Raw genomic sequence first — 13,083 nt, 5'->3', positions numbered from 1 at the left:
ATGGATGTGGTATATGTCTGGAATTATTTAAACAAAAACTACAACATTGATCGTTTTAATGTTACTCAATTTGAGAAATTATTTATAACTGATATCAGAGTGGTTTTAGATAATGAGCTACTTAATCAGAAATATGTTTATGCATCGGGCTGCCATTACACTAAAGATCTTTCTCTTATAAAGGCCCTATCGGAATTAATTGAAAGATTGGTTTTTCTTTCTCCATTTGTTGGTCCAATAGAGTTTATTAATGACGCGCACTATACTCCCGATATTAATCAACAACTTGTTCCTTTATCCCTTGTTACCCCTTATTTCTCCATTAAAGCTACTTTTAGTACTCATGGACATGCTTGCCACACTGAATCACATCTAGCAATCGTTGCTGCTGAAAACGAATATTATGAGCATCATATTAAAAATGCGTTACTAGAGACTTTGGCGCAAGGAACATTATCAGAAGTGAAAGAATCGGATATTAAAATTCATGGAGTGGATGATATCTCCATACTGAAATCTTTCAAAAAAATAATAATATATTATCCCTCATTTTATTTTTGCCTTGTATGGCATCCGCTTTATAAACATGTAATAGGGGCAGCTTGTAATCAAAGCCTGAAAAAAACAATTGAAAAAGCATTTTTTGAGGGCCTTTCCCTACTACAGGCGACAAGTAAGGTAAAAGATAATACGGAGTTCATGGAAGAGTGTGCCGACTATACAGATATTTATCCTGGTAAATATCTATCTACCCAAGTTATACCCAGACCTCTCATTATTAGACGGCATTCTCAAATCTTAACAGATTTAAAACTTTGCCTTTTCCAGGCAGTAGATCATGTTTAAAGATATTCATCTTAAACTTATTTCAAACTCAAAAACAATTAAGGCATCTCAGAGGATTTATTCTGGTGATTGTGAGCCAATCCTTCTATCAAGTAATGAAACCTTTATAAATTTAGTAAGCGATTATAATGAGCAAGCATTTTTGAATGATAGTGAAATTTGGCACATCTTATTTAATGGGAAACAAATTAAACAGCCATTAAAAACAAAAAAAACAGGGATAGCAATCCAGAAAGGGCCATATAAGGATATTTATGAAGAGTTATCTGGCCTTAAACCTTTTAGTATCAATCACCAGGAATACAATTTAATACCCGTTGATAATATAGTTTTATGTGATCTATTATTTGCCCAAGGTGGTGTTTTTGAAATAAACGAAATCCATTCCGCCCTTTTTTTTCCATATTTTCTAGATCAAGCTAAAGATGGATTTAAATTAACTTTCATATTTATTAACCTTTTAATGAGCAGATTTAAAGAAATCGCATGTAAGGTTATTTCTTCCTTGGGCTATGACATTTATTTGGATGGAAATAATTTGTTGTTAAACACTCTAACGGCTAATGATTTCGCTCGCTGGTTGTTACTTCACGAATATTGTCATAATAGTGGGCCGTTACCTCTATTTAGCCAAAATGTTAATAAATTTTCGAAAAAAAGTTATGGTTTTATTGAGGAACTCAGAGTTGATTTAACAACGATTAAAATCATCATTGAAAATATTAGTTTGGGAATTCTTTCATCAGAATTTTATAATGTCATTGCAATTATTATGGCAGAGCGAATCTTCAGAGCATCTATTTATAATTTTAATCAGCATTGGACATCAGATAAAGGCATGTTTTCAAAAGAAGTAGAGGGAGATACCGCAATAGCCTTCCTAGTTCTTTTAACTAAATTCAATATATTCGATCCCGCCAACAAAATTCTAAATATAGATATCGCAAATACATTGCAGGTTGTCGATATGATTTTGTCTGATATTTATAAATATGAACACTTAGCAAATGAAAAAAGTGGATTTAACAGTACTCACCACATTTTTTCTAAATTTTTTAGAGATAAATATTTTAAAATGCCAGTGAGTGCTTATGATTTCTTGATTGCTAATTCCGTTCAAGATTGTAATTTTTACCTTAATTTTATGAGCGAATATGAATAATTATATTTCTACAATAAAAAAAGCATTACCGTTATTTTTGTCTAGTATTGGCTTATTATGTATGGGTATTACCGATACTATTTTTTGCTCTTGGGTGGATACAAATGCTCTTATCGCCCAATCACTAGCTTCTTTTATATATTTAACGGAATTTATGACTCTTGTTGCCTTCGTATTTCCGATTGCAAATTTAGTTGCCCTTAATCCTAAAGACAGTTGTAGTATATTGAAGTCAGGATTAATTCTAATATGCTCTCTCGCCTTATTAATTATCTTCACTAATAGTATTTTTAATTCATATATAAGCACTTATTACTTACCAAAAATTTCACAAGGGCTTTTCCAACAATATTTTCAAATAGTTTCGATGGGGCTTTTAACAGGTATCATTTTTATTTATGTAAGAATGACGAGTACGTTGTTAGACTCTCCTGTTTCCTTTTTTCGTGAAATGAGCTATGCCTTCGTGTTTAACGTTTTCTTTGATCTCCTTATATATAAATGCTGCACTGATAAAGCGGTGGCAGTGAAACTTATTGCTCTAAGTACGGTGTTTATTTTTTTGTTTCTAGCAAACAGAATAAATACTAAATTATCGCCAAAATATAATATAGGGGATTATTTAAGATTCGGGAATATCACTATATCTACATTGAGACAAATATTCACTAATTCAATTCCTTCAGCACTAATAACCCTTTGTGAGTTTTCGTTCTTTTGTCTAATGGGGTTTTTTGTAACAAAATATCTATATCATTTATCGGGATTGTATCGAATAGTCATTCAAATTGAAGAAATACTTATTCTTCCAATTTATTCAATTTTAACAATTGTTTCTATTGACATTTCGAAATCTATAGAAAGCTCTAGTGGATTAGGAGGGGTGAAAAGAAATATAAAATTTTTGATGTTAACTTTAGCATTTATTTCTTTATTCCTGTATGCACTCTATCCATACATAATAAAGTTGTACCAAATAGACGCAAATGTTTCTCAAAATAATATTGCTATAATTGTCGCACTCTTTCTGTCTGAATCATTGATGTTAATTTGTATAACGCCATTAAAGGGTATTTCTAAATACAATACTATTTTTTATATTGTTTTCTTAATTAACATGCTCATGATAGCCATTGTATATTCTTTATCATTTGAAAGTTTTAATGAACTTTTATCCTTACTGATTTTAAATAATATTTTAATAGCAATGGGCTCCCTATGGATTTGGAAAGTAAAATATTATAAAGCAAATCAGCTATTGGATTTATCAGGAAATTTAACTTAATGGATATATTATTAGTTAACGATAAATTATTAGTATTGGATTACGAACGAGATAAAGAATATGTGGTTGAAAAAAACTTAGGCACATTCATAAAGAGCTTCTTTACTAATGGGGAGCAATTTTCTAAAGCAATTCAGCGCAGATTAGGGGAAAAATCGACTACTCACAGGAAAGAAATCGGTCATAAATTTTCTTTATTGTATTCTGAGAAGCGTTATGTAAATTACGCTGATTTACAAGCAGTAACAGAGGTAGAGGATAAAGCAACTGCTAGGCATGAAATATATAGAGAAACCTTTTCAAGTGATGAAATAATAGGAGATTATTATTTTTTAAATCCTATTTTATTTAAAAACAAACTCGCCAAGGAAGATCTTTTAGGCGCAATATTATATTTTTCGTCGGGTATAAAATGCTCAGCCAAATTTAATTCTCAACCCCATATAAAAAAATTTATCCCTTCTAATGGAGCAAGGTATCCTTTCTTTCCAATTATTCATATAAACAATGGGGGAAATATCACGCCAGGTATTTATAAATATCATCCCTATTTACATTCACTAATTTGCGTTCAAAACAAGCAGTATTGTAAGGACGTTGATATTCGAATTGTATTTAAAGGAACCATTGAACGAGTAATGTCTAGATACCCAAATGGGGTAGCTTATCAGGATCTATTATTTGATTTGGGACACTTAATTACAACATTAAAAATGTGCTTTTCTCACTATGGGATAAGCTATACTTTGCGTACTTCTATAGATGCTAATTCTGAAGTGAATCTAATGGACTTGGAGTTGTTAACCATTGATCTACGCATTAATTGGAAGTTATAACTATGCGGTATTTAGATGCTTTATTAGAGGGAAATCCCCTAAGATGTCACCTACATATTCAGGTTCGCCATTTTTAACAAAACCATTCCTTTCATAAAAGTTTTTTGCTGTTATTGTACTTACAACTGAAAGTGCTTGGATTCCTGATGATTTGGCAATATGTTCCATTTCCTTCAATAAGACTTTACCAACGCCCTTATAGATATAAGAAGGAAGAACATAATTTAATAATATTTCCCCATCTTTATTCATTAAAGCAAAACCTGAAAGTTTACTTTTAGGGGTATCAAGCGCGGCTAACGATATATTATTAGTTGAGTTGATCCATTGAGAAATATTTTCTGGGGTTTTATTTGCCAGCCATTCTTTCATAATCTGAGGGTCATTATTATAATCAGCTGCACAATTCATAGTTATAGATTCTATTAATAGGTCGCATAGCTCTTTACTCTGTTCTGAAGATGGAGTGATAACTTTTAAATTGGCTAACATATGGGCAGCTCATCGTTAATATTTACGTATAATATCTGTAAACGCTAATTGTTTCCAAATATCTTTAAAGTAAATGTTCAAAAGAATTAGGATAAGGGCTTAGGAAACATGTAAATGAGACAAATATATCTTTTGTCACCCTAAGAATTAAATATTTATACATTAATTATCTCACATATACTGTAGTAAATAATACTTGTAAGAAATAAAGAGAGAAATATGAGCGAATTGTTTGATGATAAGATTAATCAGATTTTCCAAAATGCATTTGAAATGCTTGGCTATAATACCCAGCATGCAAAAGTTGTATTATCGTCTCGTCCTGAATTAGGACACTTTCAATGCAATGCCGCTATGTCTTTAGCAAAGGAAGTTGGTAAAAATCCTTTGGAAATAGCAAATCATATTGTCGAACTTATTACTAAAAACGAATGGTTCACCAATATTAACATTGCTCGGCCAGGATTTATAAATTTCTCGGTCTCATCTGATTATTTAGCAGATTGGTGCAATCAACTGGTTTTGGATCATCGTTCTGGTTGTCCTATTGTTGCTAATAAAAAGAAAGTGGTTATTGATTTTGGTGGCCCTAACATTGCTAAGCCAATGCATGTAGGACATATCAGATCTACTGTAATTGGGGATTGTTTACAGCGTTTATATCGATTTTGTGGTGATGAAGTAATAAGTGATATTCATTTGGGCGATTGGGGCACACAAATGGGTATGCTAATTGAAGCTATGAAAAAGAAGATGCCTGAAGCAGACTATTTCAATGACGCCTTTGAATATGATTACCCTGATTCATCACCTGTCACTGTGGATGAACTAGCGGCTCTCTATCCTCAAGCCGCAGCTTTATGTAAAGCCGATGAAATAGAAATGCAAAAAGCCAGAACATCAACTTTAGAGCTACAAAAAAAGAAAAGAGGTTTAGTCGCTTTATGGACTCATTTTTCCCGTATTTCAATCGAATCATTAAAAAAAGATTTTAATGAATTAGGTGTTACATTTGATTTATGGAATGGGGAAAGCACCGTTCATGATCTGGCAGAGAGGTTAATTGAAAGGCTGATAGAAAATAAAACTGCTGTAGAAAGCAATGGCGCAACTATAATTGAATTAGAGGAAGATATGCCTCCTTTAATATTAAAAAAGTCTGATGGGGCTTTTATGTACGGCACAACAGATTTAGCTACTATAGTTGAAAGAGTTAATACTATTAATCCAGATTTAATTTTATATGTAGTCGATAAACGCCAGTCTCTTCATTTCAAGCAAGTGTTTCAAGCAGCAAAAAAATGCCAGCTAGCTGATTCCGTTATTTTAGAGCACGTGGGTTTTGGCACGGTCAATGGTTCGGACGGTAAACCATTCAAGACCAGAGGTGGCGGAACTATGAGCCTGAAGGATTTAATTAAAGAAGCCAAAGTTAACGCTGGCTCTCGTTTTAACAATATTGATATAGACGAGAATTTAAAAAATGACATAGTTAACAAAATTGCCTTATCTACATTAAAAATTGCCGACTTATCAAACCCTAGAATCTCTGATTATATATTTGATTTAAATGTTGCCTCACAATTTGAAGGTAAAACAGGCCCCTATCTTTTATATTCAGCAGTACGTATTAAATCCATGCTTCAAAAAGCTAATAACCTTAATCAAAACGATCTAAAGATTTTACCCGCCGTAAATTTATTAGAAGAGAATCTTCAATTAACATTTACCAAGTTACCTAAAGCTATAGGTACTGCTTATACTAAATTTGAACCGCATCACCTGTGCGATTTTGCCTTCGAACTTGCCTCAGCTTATAACCGCTTCTATGCGTCATGTAACGTACTAACGGAAGAAAACTTAGTAATTCGTAATTCACGTTTAGCCATGTCAGCTTTAACGCTAAAGCAAATGCTTTTAACCTTTGATATTTTAGGCTTGGAAGTTCCAGATAGAATGTAAATAAATCAATTAAAATTCAAGACGTTAAGTTAAGTTCTGGCGGAACGTGAACACCTGTTCTGTTAATGTGAACACTCATTCTGAAATTTTTGGAAAAGTGTTCACGTTCCGCCAGAATCAGTGTTCACATTCAATTAGAATGAGTGTTTATTTTGGGGCAGAATATCCATACGGTACTTATTTACAAAACAATGAGAGAATTATACAAGAGGCAGCAAGCAATGTGGCTGATGATACCAATGCAAATCGACTAAATTTTTGCGTCTTTTGTGTTAAAGAGTGAGCTTCAATCAATGAGTCCGAGATCAATTTCTTCATGGCTTGAACCGATTCTTTAGTAGATTCTTGCAGTAATCTAGCTATAGCTTCTTTACTACTAGCTAATGCTGCATTGAGAACCTTTTCAGCTTTTTCCTTGGCATCATCTTTCCATTGAGAGGAAATAGCTTCCATTTCCTCTCTGAACTGTACCAGAAAATCCTGTTGGGCTTTGCGATTTTCCTCTATCAGTTGTTCATTCATGGTCTGAAGCATGAGTATTGGATCGTCTTTACCCAAAAGTACACCATGTTTGACGGTGATGTCTTGAATGATTTTATCGAGTTTCTCTGACATTAGATCACCCTGGCGCTATCTAGCTGTCCAAACAGTTGATCGCGAACGATTTTTAAGCGTTGGCGGGTCATAATGTTTTTCTCTGGCGTACCCAAAACTTCATCGAAGGTCAGTTTCTGTTGAAGCATCTCGGTTAGATCCCGGCCATAGGTTTCTTTTTTCAGATCGGGGATATGAATTAAAGCTGATATTCTGTCTTTGTGATCTCGATAGGCTTTCAGTTGCTCAAATGCTTTGCCTTCATGTTCAATGGCTCCCCAATAGGGATTGAGCCAGACTACAAACTGAGTTTCATTTGCAAACTGGTCAATCAGCTGTGCAAAGCCATTAATGGTATCGAATAAGGCCTGCCCACCGGTGATGACAGTATGAATCACCATTTTTTCCTTGTTGCGTACGTTCCGCAATATCTAAACCTTGTTTTTCCTGACTCGATAGCTTGGGTACAGTATCCGAAAAATAATGCTCGGCCAGAATGGTGTTATCCAATGCAAAACTTGTGAGCGGTGTTAATAGGCAAAATAGCTGCATTATTCTTTTCATTGTTGTTCTCCATGCTTTAATTCGTAGGACCAGTTAAAATCACGTACATAAATCAGGTGGGGATTTTTCAAAATGGACTCACTGGTAGCATCATTGATTTCATTCTCCTGATACATCGTAACCATCGCTTTCATCATGCGAGGCTTTTCTTTAAGCGACCCATCACGATTTCTCACCGTTTCAATCCAGTCGACTTGCCAGGTCTCATCGGATTCTTGAAGTACTGAGCGAATGTCTATGCTTACAATCTCAAAGGCAGCTCTTTCAAAGGGATTAGATTGCTGTTTGACGCTGTAGAATTCTTGAACCTTGGCGAGGGCTGCATCATTGGCATTTAAATAGGAATACACTTGAAAAACTGCTTTCTTTTGCAGTTCCGTATCAAGGCTCACCATGCGAACGTTTTCAATAAAATGGGCAGCTGCAGCACGATAATCGTCAATGCTTGCGTCACCAACCTTATCAGCACGGGTAACTGACAAGGTATTGCCATTGGCATCTTGTTGAAACACCAAAGGGATAAATTTGGATTGGCTACCTATCGCAATGAGCCCACCAACTGCTGCCAATGCGATTAACAGGCTACCTAATCCCACTAATTGCCAAACTTGTACTGATTTCATAAGACCTGCGGTATGAACATTCCAGGCGCGCCTGGCGTTGAGGTAGGGGTTATTCGTTATACTTTTTTTCATGCTGCTTCTCCGTACTGAGCCAAATGAATACCTTTTTCTGAAAGCCATTGAGAGACCCATCCATCTTCATATTTCGACTCCAATTGCTTCATACGCGCAATCGAATCGGGATCTGTTGCACCCACAAACGCTAAGGCATAAGGGCCTAATGCCAATTGATAAAGTCTTTGGCCTTTTTCACTGACATAGTAGTAATCACGTTTGGGAAGGGCTGCGGCTATGATGTCTATCTGGCGTGGATTTAAGCCCATGCGCTCATAAATGAGTCGGGTCTCAGGATCTCTTGCATACAGATTGGGTAAAAAGATTTTGGTGGCAGTTGATTCAACAATAATATCTAAGATTCCAGAGTTGGCTGCATGATATAAATGTTGTGTTGCCATAAACACCACGCAGTTTTTCTTAGCCATGGAATCAAGCCATTCAGCAATCTTGTTTTTAAACACAGGATGCGCCAGCATTAACCAGGCTTCATCAAGCAAGATTAAGGTGGGGCGACCATCTAATGAGGTTTCAATTCGCCTAAAGAGATAAAGCAATACAGGCAATGCAAATTTTTCACCCAAGCCCATTAAATGCTCGATTTCAAAAGTCATAAAGGAAGACAAACCAAGCCCATCACTTTCTGCATCCAGTAAATGCCCCATCAAACCATCAATAGTGTACTGCTTTAATGTTTCTCTAATGGGTTCATCCTGAATCGTCATGACAAATTCAGATATGGTTTTAGAGCCACTTTGGTGCATGCTTAGAATGGCATGGCCGATTTCATTGCGTTGAGCTGGTGTGGTATTCAAACCATTCAAAGCTAAAATGGTATCAATCCACTCCATAGCCCAAGCTCTATCTGCTTTAGTTTCTAAAAACTGCAAGGGCGCAAAGGCAAGGCGTGAATCTTTGCCTGCGATAGTGAAATGCTCCCCACCTGTTGCTTTACAAGTTGGATACATAGACATACCTTTATCAAAAGAATAAATACGCGCATCTTTATATCGACGCCAGGAAAATGCTAATAAACCAAGATGGGTTGATTTACCAGAGCGTGTTGGACCAAACATAATGCCGTGACCTAAGTCTCTGACATGAAGATTCAAACGAAATGGCGCATTACCACTGGTGACACAGTGAAGCAGAGGCGGTGATTGAGGTGGAAACAGGGGACAAGGTGCTTTATTTTCACCCGTCCAAATGCTGGATGTTGGCAACAAGTCTGCCAGATTCATGGTGTTCATCAGAGGCCTTCTGATGTTTTCCACACCATGGCCGGGTAGACTACCCATGTAGGCATCCATAGTATTAATGGTTTCTGTTCGTGCGCTAAAGCCTAAAGCGTTGATATTCTTTTCAATAAATAGGGCGGCTTTCTCAACGCTCGTTCTATCCCCATCCATTAATACAACGACGGATGTATAGTAGCCTTGACCCACCATTCCTGAATTGGTTTCGGCAATGGCTGCTTGCGCGTCAGGATCAGGTTAAAACAAGAACGATTAATCATGGTCTAAAAATCGTACGTCGCATCTGTAATTTGGCTGCAACCGAGTGGATTGATGAATTTGGGCTAACTTGGTTGCTGAATGCACCTAAAATTAAATTATTGCCAGAAGATGATTTGCGTAAGCCTTATCCGCTAAGTTGGGATGAACAACATAAGCTTTTTGCTGAGTTACCATCGCATTTGGAGCAAATGGCGCTATTTGCAGTGAATACGGGATGCAGAGAGAGTGAAGTGTGCCACTTACAATGGGATTGGGAAATTAAGATTCCTCAATTGTCACATTTAATGGTGTTCATCATACCGCCTGAAATGGTTAAAAATGGTGAAGAGCGCTTGGTTGTCTGTAATCAAACGGCAAAATCGGTAGTCGATAACCAAAGAGGAAAACATAAGCAGTTTGTGTTTACCTTTAAAGGTAATCCGGTTACCCGTATAAATAATACAGGTTGGAAAGAGGCTCGCAAGAAAGCTGGTTTAGAGTTTGTACGAGTTCACGATCTAAAACATACCTTTGGTCGGCGATTAAGATCTGTCGGTGTGAGTTTTGAAGACAGGCAAGATTTGCTGGGGCATCGTTCAGGTCGTATTACAACGCATTACTCATCAGCCGAATTGCAAAATCTATATGAAGCTGGAAACAAGGTTTGCCAAAAGCAACAAAGTGGGGTAGTTCTCACGTTGCTTCGTAATCCAAATAATAGGAAAGAAAAAGATACATCTCATGGACGTAAGGTAGTTAGTTTATGAGTTTGTGTCTGCTGTGCCCCACAAAATCCCCACAATGGTTTTTGAGGGGTTGGGATAGTCGATTGCAACTTGTTGATTTTACTGGCTTTAATTGGTGGGCCCACTAGGACTTGAACCTAGGACCAACGGATTATGAGTCTGTAAAATACGGGTTTTAAGCACTTTTACTAAATTTTAAATTCTATCAAAATCCTTTTAAAATCAACGTTTATAAGCCATAATTTGCCATATTGGAATTTATTTAGTTTTAAATAAAGTGTCTACATGGCGTCTACATGGAATTTTTGAGGTGTATTATGGCGGAAGCTGAAAAGGGTGTTAAATTAACCAAAACCATCGTTGATAAACTCGAACATATTCCAGATAAAACCCAAACTTTTTATCGTGATCATGACTTAAAAGGTTTTGCTTTAAGAATTACTTCAGGTGGTGTTAAAAGTTTTATCGTTGAAACGAGAATCAATGGTAAGGTAAAAAGAGTCACTTTAGGCAAATACGGCAACTTGACGGTTGAGGAAGCTAGAAAGCAAGCCAAGAGTCTTTTGGGGAGTGTGGCCAAAGGTGATGATCCCATTGCCGAAAAGAAAACCAAGAAAGTTCATGCCATGACTTTACAGCAGGTGTTGAATGATTACCTCAAAGCAAGAAAGGATTTAAAGCCACGTACCTTAAACGATTATCAATGTGTGTTGCATGAAGTCGTACCTGACTGGCTTGATAAACCTCTAGTGAATATCACCCGCGAGATGATTGCCAAACGCCACACTAAGCATGGCCAGGCAAACAGTAAAGCACGAGCTAATAATGCCATGAGAGTATTAAGAGCCATTTTTAATTACGCCATGTATGAATATCAAGACGGTAACGGCCATCCAATTATTACTATTAACCCAGTCAAATACCTATCGCATACCCGGGCATGGTATCGAGTGGATCGAAAACAAACGGTTATCAAACCGCATCAATTAGCAGACTGGTATAAAGCGGTTATTATATTGGTGGAAACCGATAACTATCGCAACGCTTTACTGTGGCATGATTATTTTTTATTACTCCTATTCACTGGCATGCGAAAAATGGAAGCAGCCTCTTTGCGCTGGGAAGATATTGATCTCAAATCCAAAACCATCACTCTGCAAGATACCAAAAACCACGAAATCCACACCTTGCCTATGTCTGACTTTGTTTATGAGTTGATGGAACGCAGAAGCCGGAATAAAACCAGTGAATTTGTTTTCCCAGCTGAAAGTAAAACGGGTTATATCTATGAGCCTAAAAAGGCGGTGAATAGGGTGGTGGAATTATCAGGTGTTCCATTTACTTTGCATGATCTGAGAAGAACTTTTGCGACTATCGCAGATAGCCTTGATTTACCTGCTTATGCTTTAAAGCGTTTGCTTAACCATAAAATGAATAATGATGTTACGGCAGGATATATCATGAAAGATGTTGAGCGGTTGCGTAAGCCAATGCAACAGGTTACTAATTTTTTGCTTAAGCATATGAATGAATCGGTGACGCATTCTCTTGTTTAACTATAAATTTGCATATAATTGCAAAATATCTCATTTTGAGATAAACTTAAGTTTACTAGTGGTGATTAATTATTATGCACATAATAACAAAAAGAAGAATTGAAGAAGCAAGTGTCTTGCATCCTGAATGTGCGACTGCTTTGCTTGGCTGGCATAAAATTGTGAAAAACAACGAGTTCAAAAGTTATGCTGATTTAAAAGCATCTTTTAATAGTGTTGATAAAGTTGGAGATCTGTATGTCTTTGATATTGGGGGGAACAAGCTGAGACTCATAGCAAGCATCCATTTTAATCGAAAGAAATTATATATTCGCCACATTTTAACCCATAAAGAATATGATAAGGGCGACTGGAGGAAATGAATATGACTGCTTTAGCACATAATGATTTTATACAAGACACTATTCAATGCTGGAAAAAAATTTCTCCTGTTATTCATGAGCCTCAAAATACTGATGATTATGAAAAATTATCTAGCTTACTTGATAACCTTCTTGATGTTGTTGGAGAAGATGAATCTCATGAGCTCATGGGGCTTATAGATGTGATAAGTCATATGATCTCTGTTTATGATGATGAGCACTATCAGTTCTTAGAAGAAGGAACTGGTATTGATGCTTTGAAATTCTTAATGGAACAACATGATTTAAATCAAAATGATTTGAAAAATGAAATTGGAAGTCAGGGAGTTGTTTCGGAGATTTTAAATGGTAAGCGTCAATTGAATGTTACACAGATAAGAAAACTTTCCGAGCGGTTTAAAGTATCCCCTGCAACTTTTATTGATTAGTTACCTACGAGAATTATTGTATCTGCAAATTAAGTACACAGAAATACTATACAAATATAGTATTTCTGTGTACTTAA

The 13,083-nt window shown here is 36.0% G+C and carries 13 protein-coding genes and 2 pseudogenes; 9 read left to right on the top strand and 6 right to left on the bottom strand.

From position 1 onward, the window contains the following. The 4 genes from DYH42_RS12915 to DYH42_RS12900 are packed head-to-tail and all read left to right on the top strand — an operon-like array spanning nt 1 to nt 4,129. Nucleotides 1–846, top strand: coding sequence for a hypothetical protein (locus DYH42_RS12915; protein ID WP_058523446.1), 846 nt, complete (start codon nt 1–3; stop codon nt 844–846). Continuing rightward, a complete protein-coding gene (locus tag DYH42_RS12910) occupies nt 839–2,008 on the top strand; it encodes a hypothetical protein (RefSeq protein ID WP_058523447.1) in 1,170 nt (389 codons plus the stop codon). Before DYH42_RS12915 ends, DYH42_RS12910 begins: the two co-directional genes overlap by 8 nt. Beyond that, nucleotides 2,001–3,293 (top strand): MATE family efflux transporter, encoded by a 1,293-nt coding sequence (locus tag DYH42_RS12905; RefSeq protein WP_058523448.1) that lies wholly within the window; start codon nt 2,001–2,003, stop codon nt 3,291–3,293. The genes DYH42_RS12910 and DYH42_RS12905 overlap by 8 nt, the downstream gene beginning before the upstream one ends. Further along, nucleotides 3,293–4,129 (top strand): nitroreductase family protein, encoded by an 837-nt coding sequence (locus DYH42_RS12900; RefSeq protein ID WP_058523449.1) that lies wholly within the window; start codon nt 3,293–3,295, stop codon nt 4,127–4,129. The genes DYH42_RS12905 and DYH42_RS12900 overlap by 1 nt, the downstream gene beginning before the upstream one ends. Here the strand turns inward: DYH42_RS12900 and DYH42_RS12895 are convergent, their stop codons facing one another. Beyond that, complete coding sequence (locus DYH42_RS12895; protein WP_083503107.1) at nt 4,130–4,621, bottom strand: GNAT family N-acetyltransferase; 492 nt, start codon at nt 4,619–4,621, stop codon at nt 4,130–4,132. Between the two features lie 219 nt (nt 4,622–4,840). Here DYH42_RS12895 and argS point away from each other — a divergent pair, with 219 nt between their 5' ends. Continuing rightward, the gene (argS, locus tag DYH42_RS12890) at nt 4,841–6,583 is read left to right on the top strand and encodes an arginine--tRNA ligase (RefSeq protein ID WP_058523451.1); all 1,743 of its coding nucleotides are present in this window, start codon (nt 4,841–4,843) and stop codon (nt 6,581–6,583) included. A 177-nt stretch (nt 6,584–6,760) separates the two neighbouring features. Here argS and DYH42_RS12885 read toward each other — a convergent pair whose 3' ends face one another. The 5 genes and pseudogenes from DYH42_RS12885 to DYH42_RS12865 all read right to left on the bottom strand — a co-directional run. Next, complete coding sequence (locus DYH42_RS12885) at nt 6,761–7,198, bottom strand: conjugal transfer protein TraM (protein WP_058523452.1); 438 nt, start codon at nt 7,196–7,198, stop codon at nt 6,761–6,763. Then, nucleotides 7,198–7,581, bottom strand: a pseudogene (locus DYH42_RS12880) (P-loop NTPase family protein); the annotation flags it as partial. The gene DYH42_RS12885 and the pseudogene DYH42_RS12880, both read right to left, overlap by 1 nt. Continuing rightward, nucleotides 7,526–7,741 carry a hypothetical protein gene (locus tag DYH42_RS12875; protein ID WP_244923632.1) on the bottom strand — a complete coding sequence of 72 codons (216 nt, stop codon included), beginning with the start codon at nt 7,739–7,741 and terminating at the stop codon, nt 7,526–7,528. The pseudogene DYH42_RS12880 and the gene DYH42_RS12875, both read right to left, overlap by 56 nt. Beyond that, a complete protein-coding gene (locus DYH42_RS12870; RefSeq protein WP_058523891.1) occupies nt 7,738–8,436 on the bottom strand; it encodes a conjugal transfer protein TrbF in 699 nt (232 codons plus the stop codon). Before DYH42_RS12870 ends, DYH42_RS12875 begins: the two co-directional genes overlap by 4 nt. Further along, nucleotides 8,433–9,902: pseudogene (locus DYH42_RS12865) on the bottom strand (VirB4 family type IV secretion/conjugal transfer ATPase); the annotation flags it as partial. The pseudogene DYH42_RS12865 and the gene DYH42_RS12870, both read right to left, overlap by 4 nt. Between DYH42_RS12865 and DYH42_RS12860 the strand changes: the two are divergent. The 4 genes from DYH42_RS12860 to DYH42_RS12845 all read left to right on the top strand — a co-directional run bounded on the left by DYH42_RS12860 (nt 9,842) and on the right by DYH42_RS12845 (nt 13,006). After that, nucleotides 9,842–10,681, top strand: a complete 840-nt coding sequence (locus DYH42_RS12860; protein ID WP_083503133.1) for a tyrosine-type recombinase/integrase — start codon at nt 9,842–9,844, stop codon at nt 10,679–10,681. The pseudogene DYH42_RS12865 and the gene DYH42_RS12860 overlap by 61 nt on opposite strands. Before the next feature lie 296 nt (nt 10,682–10,977). Further along, entirely contained in the window at nt 10,978–12,216 is a 1,239-nt protein-coding gene (locus DYH42_RS12855; protein WP_058523896.1) for a tyrosine-type recombinase/integrase, read from the top strand. A gap of 74 nt (nt 12,217–12,290) precedes the next feature. Further along, entirely contained in the window at nt 12,291–12,578 is a 288-nt protein-coding gene (locus tag DYH42_RS12850; protein WP_027269471.1) for a type II toxin-antitoxin system HigB family toxin, read from the top strand. 2 nt (nt 12,579–12,580) lie between these two features. Then, entirely contained in the window at nt 12,581–13,006 is a 426-nt protein-coding gene (locus DYH42_RS12845) for a helix-turn-helix domain-containing protein (protein WP_058523892.1), read from the top strand. Nucleotides 13,007–13,083: the final 77 nt, after the last annotated feature.

Source organism: Legionella birminghamensis (assembly GCF_900452515.1).
GTDB classification, from domain to species: Bacteria; Pseudomonadota; Gammaproteobacteria; order Legionellales; family Legionellaceae; genus Legionella_C; species Legionella_C birminghamensis.
Note: the sequence above shows the minus strand (reverse complement) of the source record. Positions and strands in the feature narration are given on the sequence as shown.